This is a genomic window from Flagellimonas sp., assembly GCF_965222555.1.
Classification (GTDB): Bacteria; Bacteroidota; Bacteroidia; order Flavobacteriales; family Flavobacteriaceae; genus Flagellimonas.
The window spans coordinates 599,830-619,858 of record NZ_CBDCUG010000005.1 but is presented as its reverse complement, the minus strand read 5'-3'; the positions used below and the strand labels follow the sequence as shown (position 1 = coordinate 619,858).

15 protein-coding genes are annotated in these 20,029 nt (G+C 39.9%); 8 read left to right on the top strand and 7 right to left on the bottom strand.

Annotation, left to right across the window (positions count from 1 at the left end):
• Positions 1-3: 3 nt before the first annotated feature.
• A complete protein-coding gene (locus tag ACOQO1_RS11280) occupies positions 4-1,512 on the top strand; it encodes a parallel beta-helix domain-containing protein (RefSeq protein WP_420602978.1) in 1,509 nt (502 codons plus the stop codon).
• Between the two features lie 51 nt (positions 1,513-1,563).
• Positions 1,564-2,928 carry an aldehyde dehydrogenase gene (locus ACOQO1_RS11275; RefSeq protein ID WP_420602977.1) on the top strand — a complete coding sequence of 455 codons (1,365 nt, stop codon included), beginning with the start codon at positions 1,564-1,566 and terminating at the stop codon, positions 2,926-2,928.
• On the opposite strand, the gene ACOQO1_RS11270 is transcribed toward ACOQO1_RS11275, so the two are convergent.
• Together ACOQO1_RS11270 and dinB are read right to left on the bottom strand one after the other, a co-directional pair.
• Positions 2,903-5,944, bottom strand: coding sequence for a DNA polymerase III subunit alpha (locus ACOQO1_RS11270; protein ID WP_420602976.1), 3,042 nt, complete (start codon positions 5,942-5,944; stop codon positions 2,903-2,905). The two genes, ACOQO1_RS11275 and ACOQO1_RS11270, sit on opposite strands and share 26 nt — an antisense overlap.
• Positions 5,945-6,010: 66 nt before the next feature.
• Positions 6,011-7,225, bottom strand: coding sequence for a DNA polymerase IV (gene dinB / locus ACOQO1_RS11265; RefSeq protein WP_420602975.1), 1,215 nt, complete (start codon positions 7,223-7,225; stop codon positions 6,011-6,013).
• Between the two features lie 233 nt (positions 7,226-7,458).
• Here dinB and ACOQO1_RS11260 point away from each other — a divergent pair, with 233 nt between their 5' ends.
• Positions 7,459-8,193: a hypothetical protein gene (locus tag ACOQO1_RS11260; RefSeq protein WP_420602974.1), complete on the top strand. Its 735-nt coding sequence runs from the start codon at positions 7,459-7,461 to the stop codon at positions 8,191-8,193.
• A gap of 348 nt (positions 8,194-8,541) precedes the next feature.
• On the opposite strand, the gene hutG is transcribed toward ACOQO1_RS11260, so the two are convergent.
• The 4 genes from hutG to hutH are packed head-to-tail and all read right to left on the bottom strand — an operon-like array spanning position 8,542 to position 14,352.
• On the bottom strand, positions 8,542-9,513 hold the full coding sequence (gene hutG, locus ACOQO1_RS11255; RefSeq protein ID WP_420602973.1) for a formimidoylglutamase: 972 nt from the start codon (positions 9,511-9,513) through the stop codon (positions 8,542-8,544).
• Complete coding sequence (locus ACOQO1_RS11250) at positions 9,513-11,534, bottom strand: urocanate hydratase (RefSeq protein WP_420602972.1); 2,022 nt, start codon at positions 11,532-11,534, stop codon at positions 9,513-9,515. The genes hutG and ACOQO1_RS11250 overlap by 1 nt, the downstream gene beginning before the upstream one ends.
• A 1-nt stretch (position 11,535) precedes the next feature.
• On the bottom strand, positions 11,536-12,771 hold the full coding sequence (hutI, locus tag ACOQO1_RS11245; protein WP_420602971.1) for an imidazolonepropionase: 1,236 nt from the start codon (positions 12,769-12,771) through the stop codon (positions 11,536-11,538).
• Between the two features lie 3 nt (positions 12,772-12,774).
• The gene (gene hutH / locus ACOQO1_RS11240; RefSeq protein ID WP_420602970.1) at positions 12,775-14,352 is read right to left on the bottom strand and encodes a histidine ammonia-lyase; all 1,578 of its coding nucleotides are present in this window, start codon (positions 14,350-14,352) and stop codon (positions 12,775-12,777) included.
• A gap of 77 nt (positions 14,353-14,429) precedes the next feature.
• Between hutH and ACOQO1_RS11235 the strand changes: the two genes are divergently transcribed.
• The 3 genes from ACOQO1_RS11235 to ACOQO1_RS11225 are packed head-to-tail and all read left to right on the top strand — an operon-like array spanning position 14,430 to position 17,210.
• Positions 14,430-15,317 (top strand): LysR family transcriptional regulator, encoded by an 888-nt coding sequence (locus ACOQO1_RS11235; RefSeq protein WP_420602969.1) that lies wholly within the window; start codon positions 14,430-14,432, stop codon positions 15,315-15,317.
• A gap of 53 nt (positions 15,318-15,370) precedes the next feature.
• Complete coding sequence (locus ACOQO1_RS11230; RefSeq protein ID WP_420602968.1) at positions 15,371-16,603, top strand: transglutaminase domain-containing protein; 1,233 nt, start codon at positions 15,371-15,373, stop codon at positions 16,601-16,603.
• Positions 16,604-16,655: 52 nt separating this feature from the next.
• Entirely contained in the window at positions 16,656-17,210 is a 555-nt protein-coding gene (locus ACOQO1_RS11225; RefSeq protein WP_420602967.1) for a nitroreductase family protein, read from the top strand.
• Between the two features lie 257 nt (positions 17,211-17,467).
• Here ACOQO1_RS11225 and ACOQO1_RS11220 read toward each other — a convergent pair whose 3' ends face one another.
• Positions 17,468-17,977 carry a DUF456 domain-containing protein gene (locus ACOQO1_RS11220; RefSeq protein WP_420602966.1) on the bottom strand — a complete coding sequence of 170 codons (510 nt, stop codon included), beginning with the start codon at positions 17,975-17,977 and terminating at the stop codon, positions 17,468-17,470.
• A 141-nt stretch (positions 17,978-18,118) separates the two neighbouring features.
• On the opposite strand from ACOQO1_RS11220, the gene ACOQO1_RS11215 reads away from it, so the two are divergent.
• Both ACOQO1_RS11215 and ACOQO1_RS11210 read left to right on the top strand, forming a co-directional pair.
• Positions 18,119-18,481, top strand: coding sequence for a BlaI/MecI/CopY family transcriptional regulator (locus ACOQO1_RS11215; protein WP_420602965.1), 363 nt, complete (start codon positions 18,119-18,121; stop codon positions 18,479-18,481).
• Complete coding sequence (locus ACOQO1_RS11210; RefSeq protein ID WP_420602964.1) at positions 18,478-20,025, top strand: TonB family protein; 1,548 nt, start codon at positions 18,478-18,480, stop codon at positions 20,023-20,025. Before ACOQO1_RS11215 ends, ACOQO1_RS11210 begins: the two co-directional genes overlap by 4 nt.
• Positions 20,026-20,029 lie beyond the last annotated feature (4 nt).

Here is a 20,029-nt window from a genome sequence, read left to right as displayed (position 1 = left end):
AAAATGAAAAAAATTGTATCAAGACTTCTTGTAACCATTCTATTACTGGCCATTGGAATATTCCTTGGGAAAACTTTTTTTGGTATGGATGCCTCCGAATCCATTGTTCCATTGCCTTCTGGGTTACGATATAGCGGTGCCCAAATAAGTAATGACAGCACTGAGACGGTCAATCTTTCTACATATAAAGGCAATATTATTGAAGTGAATGATGGTGAATCCATTCAAGATGCAGTTGCGGAAGCGAGTGATGGCGATTTGATTCGTGTATATCCGGGCACCTATAATGAGACTGTTTATATCGATAAGGACAACATTGCACTCCAAGGAATCATTGAAGAAGGGGAGTGGCCCACTTTGGATGGAAAAAAAGAGTTGAATGATGCCTTTTTATATTCTGGTAACAACATCCTGATTGAAAATTTCAAGATTATCGAATATAAAGGTAATGGCATCATGGGGCAGGCCGGAAACAATTTTGTGCTTCGCAACAACTGGATTATTGATACTGGAGTTTATGGCATCTTTCCCCAATATGGTAAAAATGGGTTAGTTGAGGGCAATATTTTGAGTGAAATAGAAGACGCCGCCATTTATGTGGGCATGTGCGATAATGTGGATGTGAAGCACAATGAGGTATTCGACAATGTAGCTGGAATAGAAATAGAAAATTCAAGGCATTGTTTGGTGGAAAACAATTACGCCCACAACAATACGGGAGGTATTTTGGCTTTTGTTACCCCAGGGCTTCCAATTAAAACAACCTTTGATGTAATTATCCGAAACAATTTTGTGGTGAACAACAACCACGAAAATTTTGGAGCACCTGGGTCTATTGTCGCTGGCATTCCTGCAGGAACAGGGATTCTTATCATGGCCGCGGATGATGTAATCGTGGAAAACAATATTATCACTGGAAACGACAACGCAGGGATTACCATTGTGGATTTGGCCCAGGGAGCCAATCTTTCCAACGACCCAAACTCGGAGCCCAATCCGGATAGAGTGGTGATCTTGGACAACTTTATGCAAGACAATGGCAATAATCCGGTAGGCGAGATAAAAGCCTTGATGCTGACTCAACTTTCCCAAAAAGGACCGGATATTCTTGCTGTTGGTGGGGGAGTCGGCAGCACAATTCGAAATAGAGAAAGATACAGAGCCTTCGGGATTGATGGATATGGTGTGGCCACTATATCGGATACAAAAAATGTACACACCTATATGCTTCCGGAGCCTGTGGCTCCAAGGTCGGTTTCCAAAGAAGAATTGGGAGAACTTACCTATTATGGGGTTTGTGCGGGATGCCATGCATGGAACACCCGATTGATAGGAGTGCCTACCAAGATTATGCAGGCCATTCATAATGGAAACCCTCAAGGCATAGTAGACTATATCAACAATCCAAAAAATTTAAGGGAAGACTACCCAGAAATGCCGCCGCAAGATTATTTGTCCGATGATGCGAAGATGGCTGTGGCCGAATATATTTTGGCCATGGATGAAGATTGATGAATTCAAAAAGAATATCTATTTTGGTAAGGATATTGAACCAAATCGAGCATGGAATTTTACGAAAAACAGCAAGTATTTTTCTCATCCCAAAAAACAAAGGACCTCTCCTTTAGGAGAAATGCCCTAAAGCGATTGCGCAATGAAATTGTTAGGCAAGAAGATGCCATTGCCGAAGCTATCTATGCCGATTTCAAAAAGCCAAGGTTTGAAACCTTTATTGCGGAGACCCAATTTGTGTTGGCCGAAATCAATACCATGCTTAAAAATTTGGAGTTGTGGGCCCGGCCAGAAAGGGTTTCAGGTAATTTGGCCAATTTTCCATCAAGAAATTATATATACCGGGAACCATTGGGGCAGGTGCTGGTCATTGCTCCATGGAACTATCCCTTTCAATTGACTTTGGCTCCCATGGTGGGGGCAATTACTGCGGGCAATACTGTGGTTGTGAAGCCCTCCGAACTGACACCAAATACAGCGACAATCATTGAAAAAATCATTAAAAATGTATTTGATCCTGAATATGTAGCTGTTGTACAAGGTGGGGTCCAAGTGTCCCAAGAACTATTATCCAAAAAATGGGACCATATCTTTTTTACTGGAAGTCCGCAGGTTGGGAAAATCATATACGAAAGTGCAGCTAAACACCTGACTCCAGTTACGTTGGAATTGGGAGGGAAAAACCCTTGTATTGTAGATGAAACAGCCAGTATATCCCTTGCGGCCAAGCGGATTATTTGGGGCAAATCCCTGAACTTGGGCCAAACCTGTCTTGCACCCGACTATCTTTTGGTACACCATGCAGTTAAAGAAAAATTGGTTCAAAAACTCAAGGATAAGATTGTTGAAGCATATGGAGAAAATCAAGCAGAATCTCAAGATTTAGCTCGAGTTGTCAATGATCGGCATTATGGTCGTTTGAGATCACTTTTGGAAGGTCAGCGAATACTTTATGGAGGTCAGACCATGGACGAGGATAATTTTATCGGCCTTACTCTGGTTGATGAACCAGATTTAGATAGTCCTTTGATGCAAGGAGAGATATTTGGACCTATACTACCTATTTTATCCTATGAAGAAGAATCTGATATTGATGAGATCGTCAAGCGGTATGAGAAACCATTGGCGGCCTATATTTTTTCAAACAGAAGAGCTTCTCAAAAAAAGTTTATTGCCCAGTATGGTTTTGGAGGAGGGGTGATCAACGATACGGTAATCCATATTGCCAACAAAAACCTGCCTTTTGGAGGAGTGGGGCACAGCGGTGTAGGTGCCTATCATGGTAAAACTTCTTTTGATGTGTTTTCGCATAAAAAAGCGATTGTAAAAAGAGGCCGTTGGATAGACCCTCCTTTACGCTATGCTCCATACAAATTGCCCGAGCGAATTGCTAAGTGGGTAAAACATCTGTTTTAGACTCGTTTAGGGTATTGGAAATTTTACTGTCGAATACTTTTTTGCTCGTTTTCATATCAGCATAACGAGGGTCGGGAATATAATCCTGCTTTTGCATTTTTATGACCTCAATGCTCAAAAAGCCAAATTCCTCTACCACCTTTCCATAAAAACGGTAAATACCCTTGCCCCCAAAATAATATTTGGCGGCCACTGGCGGAAAAAGTACAGTATCAAACACTTCGCCATGCTGATCCACAAGAGTAGCAAAATGCATACGCTTACCGGTATGGGTATTGGTGTTTTTTACCGTGACCAGATAGCCATATATATCAATATACTTGTTCAAATAGCGATGCAGGTCCCGTTGCCCATTGGAATTTTTGGGCGGCTCGGCCAAGAGTTTAAATGGGGTACAAAGACAAAAGCCTAAAAGTTCTAATTGCTCAAAAGCAGTTTCCAAATTAGTGGTGTGCAATTTTGGAATCTGGAATTTTTGATGTCTGGGCGGAAAAAGCTTGGGATGCTCCAAACGGTCATTTTTGGACAACATTAAATGTGCTTTCCACAACAGTTCATGTTTGTTGATTCCTGTAAATCGAAAAGCATCAATCCGAATAAGAATAGCCAGTTGTTCCACGGAAATAATGACTCGGTCCAAAAAATCTTCCAAAGAAGCAAAACTTCCATTGAGGGTTCGTTCCTTGATGATGCGTTCCATGACCCTGTTTTCCAAATCACGGAGATACATCAGTCCCAAATAAATATGTGTGTCACAAATACGATTATATATGTTACTGTTGTTGATGCAAGGAGGATGAATGGTGGCACCTATCATACGGGCATCGTGAATGTAAAATTCGGAGCGATAAAACCCTCCCCCGTTGTTAAGGACGGCCACCATATATTCCAGCGGAAAGTAGGCCCGTAAAAAGAGGCTTTGATAGCTTTCCACGGCATACGAAGCTGAGTGCCCTTTGGCAAAGGCATAGCCTGCAAAACTGGCCACCTGATGCCACACTTCAAAAATAATAGTGTCAGGATATCCCTTTTTTCTACAATTTGAAATGAATTTGTCCTTTACTTTTTGAAACTCTTCCCGCGAACGGAATTTTCCACTCATACCCCGACGGAGGACATCGGCCTCCCCCAGATCCAAATCGGCAAAGTAATGGGCCACCTTAATAACATCTTCCTGATATACCATTACCCCATAAGTATCTGGCATAATATCAAGCATAACCGGATGCGCCTTTTCTTTGGCCCTGCTTTTATCACGGTGCCGCAAGATATACTCTCGCATCATCCCACTTTTGGCCACCCCTGGCCGAATAATGGAGCTGGCGGCTACCAATCCCAAGTAATTATCCACCTCTAATTTTTTGAGCAGCATCCGCATGGCTGGCGATTCCACATAAAAACACCCCATACATTGAGCCGTTTTGATGAGGTTGTTTATAGTGGTATCCGTTTTAAAGCCCTTAATATTATGAATGTCGATTTCTTGATGTTTTTCAGGTTGATTATAGGCAATGATTTCCAACGCTTCCCTGATCTTGCCCAATCCCCGTTGGCCCAAGATGTCGAATTTGTACAGACCAACATCCTCGGCAATGACCATATCATATTGGGTGGTGGGAAACCCTTTGGGAGGAAGATGGGTGGCCGAAAACCAGTGCAAAGGTTTTTCACTGATCAGTATCCCTCCTGCATGTATGCTCAGGTAGTTGGGCTTATCTTTTAAAAGCTTTCCATATTTAAGGACAAGTTTGGACATGCTGTCCAGTTGCGAAGGACTGTATCTCCCTGTGGTCAAAAAATCAATTTCTTGTGCTGGAAGCCCAAAAACTTTACCCAATTCCCGGATTACCCCCCGTTCTTTAAAGGTGACATAGGTGCCCAAAAGAGCCACGTTTTCAAAACGCTCAAAGATATATTGGGTCATGGCAGGCCTGTCCCGTGAAGAAAAATCGATGTCAAAATCTGGTGGATTGGTACGGTAAAGGTTGATAAAACGCTCAAAATAGAGGTCCAATTCCATAGGATCCACATCGGTGATGCGGAGCAAATAGGCCACAATACTGTTGGCACCACTACCACGTCCCACATAATAGAATCCTCTCCGTTGTGCTTCGGATACAATGTCCCAATTGATAAGAAAATAGGAAACAAACCCCATTTTTTTGATGAGATGTAACTCCTTGTCCAATCGATTCTGGATGGAATCATCAATCTCTTTGTATCGATAGGGAAGACCCTCATAACATAACTTTTCAATAAGTCTTTCGTCTTCTTCCACACTTTCGGTATAACTACTGAGGTTTTGGGGTTTCCGGCCTTTTGAAAAATCGAAATGAATGTTACAGCGATTGAGCAACTTTTCAGTATTCTCCAGAATGAAACTGAATTCTGAAAAGGCAGCTGCCAGATTTTGGACAGGGAACATTTTTTCATTTTCGTTGGCCTCTTCTTCCTTTGGAAGCTTACTTAGTAAGGCATTATTGTCAATGGCCCGTAGCAAACGATGCGCATTGAAATCGTTCTTGTTGCGAAAAGTGACCGGTTGTTGGACAACCAACTTGTCTTTGAGCTTAACCAACCTTGAAAAAGGTAATCGCCTTAAATCCTGGATGGAAATTCCAATAAATTCATGGTCTGAGAAATCCTGTAAATCGTTGAGCAAAGCCTGTTCAAAAGGATAGATGACAAATACATTTTTAAACACCGGAGCTCGTTTGGGAATTTCCAAACCGTCATGAAGATGATGGGAGAGAAAATTGTTGAGCTCCAAATAACCTTCGTTGTTTTGGGCAATTCCTAGAAAACAGGGGTCAACACCGTTTCTAAAATCTATGCCCAAAATAGACCTAACCCCATACTCTGGAGCTTTCCGGACAAAGTTGAGGCAGGCAGAGGTGTTGTTGATGTCGGTGAGCACTAATTGGGTCACTTGGTTTTGTTGGGCAAGCTCCAATAGTTCCAGTTCGGAAAATGTTCCATAGCGCAGGCTGTAATATGTATGACAGTTTAGGTACAATTATCAGTTGTCAATTAATTTTGCTCATTGCTCATTGCTCATTGCTCATTGCTCATTGCTCATTGCTCACTGTTTCCGATGTGCCAAAACCACAGGAGGTTCTCCATTAAAAGGGTTGTGCATACTACCAATGGTCTTGGCATCCATGGCAGAAGCTCTTATGACACTCCGGCTACCAAACCGATTTCTCACATAATCCATGGCTTGATAGAGATTTAAGGCTTCTTCGGTATCCTCAAAAAGATTGATTTGGTAATTCCCTGAGACCAAATGACTAAATCGGATTCCTATCAACCGTACCAGCATCCGCTTGTTGTACAGGATTTTGAACAGCTCTAATATTTTTGGAATGAGTATATGGTCAGCACTGGTATAGGGGATGCGCAATTGCTTGGAATAGGTGTTGAAATCCGAATATCGGATTTTTACTGCGATGCAAGCCGTCAATTTATCTCCTCGACGTAATTGATAGGCCAAATTTTCGGTCATGGCAATCAAAATGCCCTTTAGCTTGACCACATTTATGGTGTCCTTGTCGAAAGTACGTTCGGTTGAAATTGATTTTCGGTCACAAAAGGGAACCACCGGAGTGTTGTCCATTCCATTGGCCCTTTTCCAAATTACCCTCCCATTGGCGCCTAATACCCGTTGCATAATGTCCATTGGCATTTCTTGTACTGTTTGTACTTTTCGAATACCCAAATTTCGAAGGGTTTGATAGGTTTTATCACCTACCATGGGAATCTTTTTAATGGATAGAGGAGCCAAAAAGGGTTTTTCATGCCCAAAATCTATTTTCAATTGATTGTTGGGCTTTGCCTCATTGGTGGCCACTTTAGAAACAACTTTGTTCACTGATAATCCAAAAGAAATGGGAAGCCCTGTTTCCTTTATGATTTTTTGGCGCATCTCCGAGGCATACTTATAAGAACCAAAAAAACGATCCATTCCCGAAAGATCTGCGTAAAACTCATCAATACTCGATTTTTCAAAAAGCGGCACATGCTCTTTGATCATCTCTGTGACCACATCCGAATATTTGCTGTAGGTGCCCGCATTGCCTCGAATGACTACTGCTTCAGGGCAAAGTTCCTTGGCCATTTTCATGGGCATGCCCGAGTGCACTCCAAAACCTCGGGTTTCATAGCTACATGCAGCAACTACACCTCGATCACTGGTGCCGCCCACCAATAATGGCTTGTTTTTAAGCTCAGTATTGATGATGCGTTCCACGGACACATAAAAAGTGTCCAAATCTAGATGTAGAATGGTCTTTTCCATTGTTCAGTTGAGAGGAACAGCTAATTTATGGAATAATTCCTAATAAATGGAATATATCCAATTAATAATTCGACAATCAAAATCTACCAAAATTTTGAGTTCTCCTTGAAATACACCTTTTGTCACAAGAATTTTTGGGAGGCAATATTAAATTTCACAAAAAAATAGGGTAAAGGAAAAATAGCTTGTTGTTAGGATATTAATAAAAAGTATTAATCCTTAAAATCTTAATTATGAAAAGAGTAGTGAAGCTTATGTCGTTTATCTTAATCATATCAGCGGTTTTTATGGCCTGCAGTAAAGATGATGATGATATCCCTGGGAATACCTCTAAATTGAGTTCCATTAAATATGGCACTAGCAAGTTGGAAGCCAAGCCAAAAGTGGCCATTATCAGTAAGAGCGCAACGATTAGTCCAAAAGGTGCGGCAGTTTCCTTTAAAATTTCCAAAGTAACAAAAGATAAAAAAGACTTCACAAATCCCAAGATTGGTGGTTTCAAGATAGATTCTAAAGGGGTGGTAACGGCAACAAAAGATCATAAACTGGAAGCAGGAACTTATGAGCTAACAATTACGGCAGTAGCCAAGAAGAATAAAAAGAACACAAAAACAGCCATGTTAACAATAGTTGTTTCCAAATCTGAAACATCTAAATCCAGGTTAAATTCTTTAACCTATTCCCCTAACAAGTTAGATGGTAAACAAAAAGTTGAATTTACAAGTAAGGATGCAGTATTGAGTCCAAAATCTGCTTCGGTCACTTTTAAATTTATTGGCATTTATAAAGAAAAGAAAAAATTCAAAAACCCAAAAAATGGTGGTTTCAAGATAGATTCCAAAGGAAGAATATTTGCTTCCAAAAACCACAATTTGAGCGCGGGAACTTATAGGATTAAGGTTTCAGCAACCGATAAAAATGATAAAAAGAATAAAAAAGAGGCTAAATATACCGTTGTTATTAAGTAAGGACGGCAAAGTATTGGTCCAATGGGTTTATTCCTATTGGACCATTTTTTTATTCTCAATGCACCCAAAAAGGAATATCCTATAATTTTTACAGCGATAAGAAGATGAGACATAATGTTGCTTGCAGGCTAGGTTGTAAGATGTTGGGAAAGATTTTAAATGTACTCAATACAAATAATAGGCATATTTTGAAATGAAAATTGATATCAAACTATATTGAAATAAAACTTTGTTATCTTTGTCCCGTTGTGTTGGATTTCAATCTATATGATTGGAATCAGGTTGAAACATCAAAAATGATGTTCGCCAATGAAAGGCTTTCCATATGGAAGGCTTTTTTTGTTTGGATCAAGCTTTGTGCAAGGTGTGCATTACAAAGTGCATCATGGAAGCAGCCAATTTAGCCGTTTGTCCATCAATGTCATATTTTGGGTTCATTTCGGCGAGATCCATACTAATTAATTTCTCCGAACTGATGATGGTCTTAAGGCACTCCAAAACAATGTGGGGAGTGAAACCCATAGGTGAGGGAGCACTGACTCCTGGCGCATAGGCTGAAGAAAATCCATCCAAATCTATGGTCACATAGACTTTATCCACCGTTTTGATGAAAGCATTAATCCAGGTATTGATTTCATCCAAAAACTGGATTTGGAAAGTATCTGATAGGATAAAATTGACATCCAAATCTTTTGCAGTTTGAAAAAGAGAGCGGTCATTGGCATCTCTACGGATACCCAAGCAGAGGTAGTTAAAATTGCTGTTCTCTTCTTGGCACTCCATCGCGATTTGATAGAACGGTGTACCCGAATTGTTATTGGGAGCATTCTTTCGAAGGTCGAAATGCGCATCAAAATTGATGATTCCGATGGTTTGACCTTCTTTTTTTGAATCGAGGTGATTTTTGATGCCGTGATAATGTCCATACGCAATATCATGCCCTCCACCTAAAACAATGGGAAATTGTTTGTTATCCAAAAGTATGGTTACGGCTTCGGAAAGTGCATTTTGGGCCGCTTCCATATCCTCATTTTTGCAGGTGATAGAGCCTGCATCATACAACTGTACATGGCTGGGAAGATGGTTGGGCAATTTCCCAAAACTAGTTTTAATGACATCAGGGCCTTTTACAGCTCCAATTCTTCCTTGGTTTCGTTTTACACCTTCGTCACAAGCATACCCCAATAAGGTGATTGACTTTTTTGGCGGTTCTGGAATTTCTTCCAAGGGAACGCACTTCACTTTTTCATGAAGATAAAGGCTCTTATTGCTAGTTCGTCCTTGCCAAGTATCCTTTTTAGGTTTGCTGTAATGTTTCATTATGCATCAAAAAGATGGTCTAAAATATCGGTTTCTACCAGATTTGGTAAAGTTACTTTAAGATTTGGAGTTCGCTCCATTTCTCTTTTGATAGCAAACAAAGCTTCTTCGTTTCGTGCCCAACTTCTTCGGGAAATGCCGTTATTGACATCATAAAATAACATATTTTTTAATCGATTTGAAGCTTCCTCCGAACCATCGAGCACCATTCCAAACCCACCATTCATCACTTCGCCCCAGCCAACACCGCCTCCGTTGTGGATAGAAACCCAGGTAGCTCCCCGGAAACTATCCCCAATTACATTGTGGATGGCCATATCTGCCGTGTATTTACTCCCATCATAAATATTGCTGGTCTCCCTAAAGGGAGAATCTGTACCGCTGACATCGTGGTGGTCTCTACCTAAAACTACCGGAGCGGATATTTCACTTGTAGCAATAGCAGTATTAAAGGCATCTGCAATTTTAGCTCGGCCTTCGGCATCGGCATATAAAATCCGAGCTTGCGAGCCAACCACCAATTTGTTCTGTTCTGCTTCCTCAATCCATTTAATGTTGTCCTGCATTTGCTGTTGGATTTCCTCAGGAGCTTCTGCTTTGATTTGCTTCATGATTTCCAAAGCAATGGCATCGGTTTTTTGTAAGTCCTTGGGATTCCCTGAAGTGCAGACCCACCTGAACGGACCAAAACCATAATCAAAACACATGGGCCCCAAGATATCCTGCACGTAGGACGGGTATTTAAAGTCGATACCATTTTTTGCCATGACCTCACCGCCAGCCCGTGATACTTCAAGCAAGAAAGCATTGCCATAATCAAAGAAATACGTGCCCTTTGCTGTGTGTTTGTTGACTGCATTAATCTGTCTTCGCAGTGATTCCTGAACTTTTTTCTTGAATTCGTCTGGATTTTCGGCCATCATCAGATTGGATTCCTCAAAAGATAGTCCAACGGGATAATACCCCCCAGCCCATGGATTGTGCAACGAAGTTTGGTCGGAACCTAAATGGATAAAAACATCTTCTTCATAAAATCGTTCCCAAACCTCCACCACATTTCCGATATAGGCTAAGGAAACTGCTTCATTTTGGGCAATGGCTTTTTTTGTTCTTTGCACAAGCTCGGAGATGTCCGTCAACAACTCATCTACCCATCCCTGTTCATGTCTTTTTTTAGCCGCTTCTGGGTTCACTTCGGCACAAACGGTAATACATTCGGCAATATTTCCCGCTTTGGGTTGGGCACCGCTCATTCCACCCAAACCGGCGGTTAAAAACACTTTCCCCTTAGGGGAATCTCCTTTGTCCAATACTTTTCTAAAAGCATTCATTACGGTAATTGCCGTTCCATGAACAATACCCTGTGGGCCAATATACATATAGGAACCAGCGGTCATCTGACCATATTGGGTAACGCCAAGCGCGTTGAATTTTTCCCAATCATCGGGTTGGGAGTAGTTGGGAATCATCATACCGTTGGTCACAACCACTCTTGGCGCTTCCTTCGAAGAAGGGAATAAGCCCATCGGATGTCCCGAGTACATGTGCAAAGTCTGTTCCTCCGTCATCTCGGCCAAATATTTCATGGTCAACAGGTACTGCGCCCAATTTTGAAATACAGCCCCGTTGCCTCCGTAAGTAATGAGTTCCTCCGGATGTTGCGCTACGGCAGGGTCCAGATTGTTCTGAATCATTAACATGATGGCGGCAGCTTGCTTGGTTTTTGCAGGATACTCAGAAATTGGACGGGCATACATCCTATATTTTGGCTTAAATCGATGCATATAAATTCTGCCATAGGTTTTAAGCTCCTCAGCAAATTCTGTGGCCAGCTCCTGGTGCCAAGCTTTTGGAAAGTAACGCAGCGCATTTTGAACGGCTAACTTTTTTTCTTTCTTGGATAGAATGTCCTTACGTTTTGGGGCTGGATTTCCACCTTCCGGGTATGCTTTTTTAGAGGGCAGCTCCGAAGGAATTCCTTGTATTATATTTTCTTGAAATGCTGTCAATGTTGTTGTCATATCAATCATTTTTAAAGACTTGCTTTCCATTTTTCCAAACTGCATTTGGCTTTAGCTGTCCTTGGTGATAGGTGATTTCTTGATAGTTATTGGTGGGGAAAGTCGCAAAATCAGCCTGGGCTCCGGTTTGCAATACTCCTCTGTCCGTCAATCTTAAAGCAGCACTTGCCCTGAAGGTAATTCCGGATAAAACTTCGGCATTTGATAGTTTTTCAAACGTTCCCAAAATGCTTGCTTGTGTGAGCAAATCACCCATGGGAGCTGATCCTGGATTATGGTCACTGGCAATAGCCACAGCCCCACCGGCATCTAAAATTTTACGAACTGGGGTATAAGCACATCCCAATCCGATAGAAGCCCCAGGCAAAGCCATGGAAATGACATTGCTCTTTGCCAAAAGTTGGATTTCTTTTTTGGTGCTGGCTTCCAGATGGTCAGCGCTAACGGCACCAAACTGTACCGCAACTTCGCTGCCTCCAGTAGTAAATTGATCGGCATGAACGGTAATGTCAAAGCCCATTTCCTTTGCTTTCTGAAAGTACGGGGCAATTTCTTCCGGAAAAAATGCACTTTCTTCAACAAAGGCATCCACCCGATTTGCCAAATTTTCCGATTTGATTATGGGAAAAAGAGTGGAGGTCATTTCTTCCAAATAGGTTTTGTCACCGTTCCAATCTTTAGGTTTGATATGGGCAGCCAAACAAGTAGCGATTAAATCTGCCTCGGTTTTTTCATTGGCCTGTTTAATGGCCCTTAGCATTTTTAGTTCCTGTTCCAGAGAAAGACCATAACCACTTTTCACCTCGATAGTGGTGATTCCATTCTGTAAATGTTTTTGACTTCGTTGTAGAATTCCCTCAACCAGCTCTTCTTGTGTAGCTTTTCGAGTTTGGGTCACAGTATCCCAGATTCCGCCACCAGCTTTTGCAATTTCCAAATAAGAAATCCCGGCATTTCGCATGGCATAATCCCTTGCCCGGGTACCATCAAAACAGATATGAGTATGGGCATCCACAAACCCAGGTAGGCAAACCTGCTCTCCTTTAATATGGTGAATGTCTACATCATCGGATTTTAAATCTTCAAAAAGCCCAACTTTCTGGATTTTTCCTTCGGAAACCAAGATTCCACCATTTTCGATGACGGTCAATTGCTCATCGGACAAAGCACCTTTTAAAGGCAAGCCCACCATGGGCAATACTTGGGTAAATGGACCTATTAATATGGGTTTGCTCATGGATTAATATGTTTCAAATTCTGTTAGATGCGGCGCATTCCATTGAAGGTTTTTGTCCTTCATGGTTTTTTCAACCAAACCAATGATTTCTCCTTGTTGGATCATATGGATTCCTTTTTCAATATCATCAGCAAAAACCCGGTCACTCTCGGCAAAAGGAACTTTGGTTCGAATGAATTTATGGATTTCATCCAATACCACACCAGATTTTAAAGGTTTTCTATATTCAAATGCTTGGGAAGCCGTGAGCAGTTCAATGGCCAATATTTTTTCGACATTTTCAATAATTTGAAGTGCTTTTCGGCCACTTATAGATCCCATACTTACATGGTCCTCCTGTCCCAATGAGGTGGGAATACTGTCTGCACTTGCAGGGAAACAGAGGCTTTTGTTCTCACTGGCCAATGCTGCTGAGGTATATTGTAAAATCATATAACCCGAATTGATTCCGGTATCTTCCATCAACAATTTAGGGACTCCGGGACTATTGCCCTCAAGGGCTAAATAGATTCTTCGGTCGGAGATATTTCCCAATTCGGATGCGGCCAGAGCGGCATAATCCAAGGCCATGGCCAAAGGTTGTCCGTGGAAGTTGCCACCGCTAATGGTGAGGTCATCATTGATGATGACTGGATTGTCCGTTACTGAATTCAGTTCTACTTCCAATAATTCTTTTAGATGTAGCCATGCGTTTCTAGAGGCACCATGCACTTGTGGAATGCAGCGAAGCGAATATGGGTCCTGCACTCGTTCGCAATCAATATGGTCTTCTAAAATTTCTGAACCCTGCACCAAAGTCCGGATTCTTCCGGCCACATGTTGATTCCCTTTGAAAGGGCGGAGGGCATGTAATTCTTCAAAAAATGGTTTGATAGAACCTTGGAGTCCTTCCAACATCATCGCTCCAACGATATCTGCTTGTCGTAAACAGTGTTGCAGTTTTTGAACTACCAAAACTCCGTGTGCCGCAATAAATTGAGTGCCATTAATCAGTGCCAATCCTTCTTTGGGGCCAAGTTCCAAAGATTTGAGCCCTGTTTTTTGGAACAATTCTTCCGTGGTGATTGTCTTTCCTTCGTAATTAACCTTTCCCAAACCAATAAGCGGCAAAAACAAATGAGAGAGGGGAGCCAAGTCTCCAGAAGCACCTACCGAACCCTGAGAGGGAACCACGGGAATGGCGTCATGATCAACATGCCATAGCATTCTTTGGATAGTGGATACAGCTATACCTGAATATCCCTTAGCCAGAGCATGGATTTTTAAGATGAGCATTAGTTTGGATAACGTTTCCGCTATTGGCTTGCCCACTCCAACACTATGACTCTGTAAAATATTGGATTGTAGAATTTTTGTGTCTTCTTTGGAAATTTTAGTATTGCATAAAGGACCAAATCCTGTGTTGATTCCGTAGACGGTTTCTCCTTTTTCAACGATATTTTGAACCCGGTCTTGACTTGCCTTTATTTTCTCTAGGCATGAATTGGATAAAACACCTTTTATCTCTCCTTTTGAAATACCAATGGCAATGCCTGCGGTTAAATGGTCTTCGCCAAAATGAAATGTTTTGGGTAGCTGCATGGTCTTTATTTTGAAATATAAAGGTACTTTGTCTTTTTAATAATTACCAATACTTATTTTTGTAATATTTAATAAGTATGAATTATCAAATAGAATTACGACACTTTGTCTATTTTTTGGCTGTGGCCGAAGAGTTACACTATAGAAAAGCAGCCGAAAAACTGTTTATCTCACAGCCTGGGTTGAGTACGCAGATCAAGCAGATGGAAGGGATTTTGCAGACACAACTTTTTGTGCGTGATAAAAAGAAGGTGAGTTTAACTCCTGCCGGAGAATTTTTAAAGGGGGAGGTGGAATTTATCTTAAACCATTTGGAGCAAACCCAAAAACAGCTAAAACTCATTGGTGATGGACATTCGGGTGAAATCCGGATTGGGTTTTTAGGTTCAGCTATGCAAAATGTAGTGCCCAAACTGTTGTTGAACATGAAAAAGAAGTATCCATTGGTTCATACCAGTTTGGATGAACTTTCAAATAAGGCTCAAATCAGTGCTATTTTAAGGGATAAATTGGATCTAGGCTTTGTTCGGTTGTCGCGTGTTCCCAAAGGATTAAAAATCAAGCCAGTTTTTGTGGATACTTTTTCTTTGGTATTGCCTCAAGACTATCCCTTGGATGAAAAAGGGTTTAAAGGGATTCATCAAGTCTCCGAAGATGATTTTATTTTGTTTTCCCAGGATTACAGTCCGCTCTATTTTGATACGGTAATGAGCATTTGTGAAGATGGAGGTTTTACACCCAATGTTTCCCATAAGTCGGTGCACGCACAGACTATTTTCAAGCTTGTGGAAAATAAACTTGGGATTGCCATTGTTCCAACTGCACTGCAATATGGTTTTCAGATGAACGTGAAGTTCATCGAACTAAAAAAAATAAAACAACGCGCTATTTTGTCCATGGTGTGGAAGGAGGATAATCGAAACCCAGCATTGCAAAACTGTATTGATTTACTTTTGAAGGGATAAGTTCAAAAAGTTTACAAAGTGTATTTTTGAGTATACTTAAAGGAATGCATTAAATGCTAAAGCAGTTTATTTTATTAGTTTCAATACTTCTGATGACTTCAACTGTCGAAGGAAAAAACAAATACGAAGAAATTGACAAGGTATCAAGAAGAATTCCTGATTCATTAACGACGATAGATGAAATATCACATTTTCTTACAGATAAACTTGAACATACGGATGAGAAAGTAAGAGCACTTCATATCTGGATAACCCATAACATTAAATATGATTTGAATCAGATTAATAATGTTGTCGGATATGGTTCTTATGATGAGATGGTTCAAGAGACAATAAATTCTAGAAAAGGAATTTGCGGACATTATGCACAGCTTTTTTATCATTTATGTAAATCAATAGGGGTTAAGTCTTATGTTATTTCTGGATATACTAGAGAGGAAGGTAGTAGTCAAATATCTGATTTAAACCATGCCTGGAATGCCGTTCAAATTAGGAATGATTATTTTTTTATTGATAATACTGCTGCGGCTGGATATTTAAATGATAAAGGAGAATATGTCCATGACTTTTCGGACGAATACTTTTTGATTTCTCCTAGAGAATTTATTTATACTCATGTGCCATTTGATCCACTTTGGCAATTTTTGAATAACCCAATCACCCACTTTGAGTTTGCTGCTAAAGATTTTTCAAAGTTGAATATAGAAGGTGATTTTTCATATAAAGACTCTATCAAACAAATTAATGAATTGGGCAAAGTCAGGCAAATTGAAAAAAGTATACAAAGAATTAAAAGGTTTGGAATTGCCAACAAACATATACGGGAAGAAATAAGAGAAAATAATGAATTGATTGAAAATCAAAAATACAGTGTATTTGTTTCAAAATATAATTCCATAAACTCCAAAGTGAATGCATTCAAAGATGATATAAATGATGCAATAACTTATAGTAATATGTTTATTAATTATATGAACAGAGGGTTTAAAAAGCCGAAAGTGGATGATGAGACAATCAAGAGCATAATTGAAAATACCAATACTTTTTTTTATCGAGGAAAGGAAGGGTTGAAAGATTGCAAAGATAAAATTTGGAGCCTTAGTTATAATGGAAATAGTCATATAAAAAGAAAACAGTCAGAGGACCATAAAAAAGAGCTTTTGAGTTTTATTACTGAATTGGAGTTTAAAATATTGGAAGTGGAGCCAGTTATACAACGAAACACAAAATATTCAGAAAAATATTTAAAAACTTGGAAACCTTTTAGATTTACAGTTCTTTACTGAAAAAGGATTTTTAAGAGCAGGCTAGTAAGAATTATTGAAGTTGAACATTGATATGATATTTGATTTAATAAAGAATAGAAGAAGCATTTTTCCCGCTCAATACAATGACAAGCCTATTGAAAAAGAAACCATTCAGCAATTATTGGAGGCAGCCAATTGGGCCCCAACCCATAAAAAAACCGAGCCATGGCGTTTTAAGGTACTGATGGGAGAATCTAAAGCTAAGTTGGGTATGTTTCTTTCCTATAAGTATATGGAAACCGAGCCTAAACCCAAACAGATTAAAGTAAAGAGGTTATTGGAAAACCCAAAACGGGCAGGGGCCATGATTGCAATCTGTATGCAACGAGACCCGAATGAGAGTTTACCGGAATGGGAAGAAGTTGCGGCTACCGCGATGGCGGTTCAGAATATGTGGTTGTGTTGTGCCGAAATGGGGATTGGGTGTTATTGGAGCTCTCCCGGCCTAACCAAATATATGGATGAGTTCATCGATATGGAGGAAGGTGAAAAATGCCTTGGTTTTTTCTATATGGGATATTATGATGAGGAGCCACCTTTGGTGGAACGCAAACCCATTGAAGAAAAAGTAGAGTGGTTAGAGTGATATTCATCTTGTCATTCCCGTGAAGGCGGGAATCTTTATTATAGTGGTTACATGATACTTTTTCCATTGATGAAAAAGTATCCAAAAAATCTAGACTGATTTTTTATTTCTTGAAATCCTTAAAAAGTTTTCAATTCCGCATCGTCCAGACGTTTTTGCAAAGCAAAAGCCTTTTTGGACGACTTTCTGATTTCTAACTCAAACTTTTTGGATTTACTACGAATTAAAAAATAGGTCGATTATGACTATGCGCAAGCTTAAAATGGGTTCAGCTCCGCAGCATATTTGATAGCAACGATGATAAAAAATATTAAATAGAAAAACGTTAGCACAAACTTCATAAAAGTACCGGTCAAGAAACCAATAAAGGAACCAAGAGCTGCCTTCATAGCGGTTTTTTGATCAGCCTTGTTCATCAATTCTCCTACCAACGCACCCACAAAAGGCCAAATGATGATGCCGAAAGGACCAAATATTGGAAAAAAGATGGCTACTAGAAGACCAACAATGGTTCCCCACATACCAGCTTTGCTGCCACCAAATTTTTTAGTTCCCGCAGCGGGAATCACATAATCCAAAACAGTCACACCTAGGGCAAGAATCAAGGTTCCACCCAAAATCCACCAATTATCAGGCACAGCTTTGGTCATGTAGAGCAGTAGTAGACCAACCCAACTAATAGGAGGCCCAGGCAATACGGGAAGAAAACTACCCAGGATACCGACCAACATCAAAAGAAACCCAATAATAAGGAGTACTATGTCCATGATTCAATTTCCTATTAGACAAATGTAACAGGGATTTGTTACAGAAGAAACAAGGGGGAATTAATTTTAAACTAAAAAATTAGTTTAAACTAGATTTTTAGTTATATTTGCATTGAAGTTGAACTAAAAACTTAGTTTGAAATGAAACAGTTGACAAAAGCGGAAGAGGAAGTAATGCAATTGCTATGGCAGTTGGAAAAAGCCAACGTAGCTGCACTACTTCAAGAATTGCCTGAACCCAAGCCGGCATATAACACGGTATCTACCATTATTCGAATTTTAGAGGACAAGGGGTTTGTGGATCATGAAAAGGTAGGCAAGGGGCACGTATATTTTCCATTGGTGAAAAAGGAGGAGTACAGCAATCAGTCCATATCAAAATTGGTGGATGGCTACTTTCAGGGTTCTTTTAAAAGTATGGTGTCGTTTTTTATGAAGAAGAACGATATCAGCTTAAATGAATTGGAAGAGATTATGCAGAAAATTAAAAACGAGGAAAAATGATCACCTATATTTTAGAATGCGTGACCATTCAATTGGTCTTTTTATTGGTATATGATCTGTTCTTGAAAAAGGAAACCTTTTTTCAGTGGAACCGAATTTATCTTTTGGGCACTTTTGTACTTTCCATGTTCCTCCCTTGGATAAAACTTGAGGCTTTTAAAACTGCCATTCCCGAAAATCTAGTTCAATATCAGCAGTTTTTCTGGCAATTGGATGAGGTTGTTTTGTCCACTAATAAATCGCAGAATGGATTTTGGGAAGATATCAATTGGGGTTATATATTTCTTGGGGCTGGAGCCATGATAATGACCATCTGGTTGGCAGCAAAATTGAATCATATTTACAAACTCAAAGAAAAAGGAGTGGTTTCTTGGGAGAAAGACTTCACCAAGGTTATTGTTCCCAAGAGTAAACAAGCTTTTTCTTTTTTTAGAAATGTATTTATGGGTGCCGATATACCACTTGCAAAACAAGAGAGTATTCTTGAACATGAAATGGTGCATGTTAAGCAAAGACATTCTTTGGATTTGATGTTTTTTGAGCTTATGCGTATTGTTTTTTGGTTTAATCCTATGGTGTATTTGTATCAACTGCGTATTTCGGAGCTCCATGAATTTATTGCGGATGCACAAGCATCCAAAGCAGGTAAGAAAAGTCAATATGAACTGCTGCTCTCAGAAGTATTTCAAAACCAAAATTTCAGTTTGGTGAATCAATTTTATAAAAAATCATTAATCAAAAAACGAATCGTCATGTTGACAAAAGAAAAGTCAAAGGCCATATATCAATTTAAGTATGCTTTGTTGTTGCCCATGGTAGTGGGGATGTTATTTTACACCTCTTGCGGCACCACAAAAAATGTTGCAAAAAATAATACTTCTTTGGTGAAGAAACCATCCGACATCAATAAGGAAATTGCTGTTCCATTTGCTGTAATTGAAGAAGTTCCCATCTTTCCTGGTTGTGAAGATGCCATTGATAAGAAAAGATGCTTTCAGGAAAAAATGCAGGAGCATATCCGTAAAAATTTTAGATATCCCAAAGAAGCACATGAGCAAGGTATTCAAGGAAGGGTCAATGTGATATTTGTTATCTCGAAGGATGGATCCATTACGAATTTTAGAAAACGGGGCCCACATAAATTATTGGAAGACGAAGCAAAGCGAATAATCGACAAGTTGCCCAAAATGCAACCGGGAAAGCAAAAAGGGCAAGCGGTGGAAGTTCCATTTAGTATTCCAATTACCTTTAAGCTACAAGGTGATTCAGGTCAAGCTGTTGCCAAGATAGGAAATCCTAATAGTTTGATTGTAACCGGAAAGGTCGATGAAAATGGTATTCTTAATGGTAAGGTTATGGGAGGCTCAAGAGCTTTACCAGGTGTGAATATAACTATTGAAGGGACTAATTCAAGTGCAGTGACCAACTTTGATGGGGAATATGGAATGAAAGTGGATATAGGAGATGTGGTTACATTTCAATTTAAAGGAATGTCCAAAGTAAGCTTTACCATTTCTGATAAAGGTAATTTGGTAAAGAGATAATTTT

Coding starts and splice junctions, on each gene's coding strand:
- ACOQO1_RS11280 (WP_420602978.1), top strand. CDS start 4: ATGAAAAAAATTGTATCAAGACTTCTTGTAACCATTCTATTACTGGCC.
- ACOQO1_RS11275 (WP_420602977.1), top strand. CDS start 1,564: ATGGAATTTTACGAAAAACAGCAAGTATTTTTCTCATCCCAAAAAACA.
- dinB (WP_420602975.1), bottom strand. CDS start 7,225: ATGGAAAAGACCATTCTACATCTAGATTTGGACACTTTTTATGTGTCC.
- ACOQO1_RS11260 (WP_420602974.1), top strand. CDS start 7,459: ATGAAAAGAGTAGTGAAGCTTATGTCGTTTATCTTAATCATATCAGCG.
- hutG (WP_420602973.1), bottom strand. CDS start 9,513: ATGAAACATTACAGCAAACCTAAAAAGGATACTTGGCAAGGACGAACT.
- ACOQO1_RS11250 (WP_420602972.1), bottom strand. CDS start 11,534: ATGACAACAACATTGACAGCATTTCAAGAAAATATAATACAAGGAATT.
- hutI (WP_420602971.1), bottom strand. CDS start 12,771: ATGAGCAAACCCATATTAATAGGTCCATTTACCCAAGTATTGCCCATG.
- hutH (WP_420602970.1), bottom strand. CDS start 14,352: ATGCAGCTACCCAAAACATTTCATTTTGGCGAAGACCATTTAACCGCA.
- ACOQO1_RS11235 (WP_420602969.1), top strand. CDS start 14,430: ATGAATTATCAAATAGAATTACGACACTTTGTCTATTTTTTGGCTGTG.
- ACOQO1_RS11230 (WP_420602968.1), top strand. CDS start 15,371: ATGCTAAAGCAGTTTATTTTATTAGTTTCAATACTTCTGATGACTTCA.
- ACOQO1_RS11225 (WP_420602967.1), top strand. CDS start 16,656: ATGATATTTGATTTAATAAAGAATAGAAGAAGCATTTTTCCCGCTCAA.
- ACOQO1_RS11220 (WP_420602966.1), bottom strand. CDS start 17,977: ATGGACATAGTACTCCTTATTATTGGGTTTCTTTTGATGTTGGTCGGT.
- ACOQO1_RS11215 (WP_420602965.1), top strand. CDS start 18,119: ATGAAACAGTTGACAAAAGCGGAAGAGGAAGTAATGCAATTGCTATGG.
- ACOQO1_RS11210 (WP_420602964.1), top strand. CDS start 18,478: ATGATCACCTATATTTTAGAATGCGTGACCATTCAATTGGTCTTTTTA.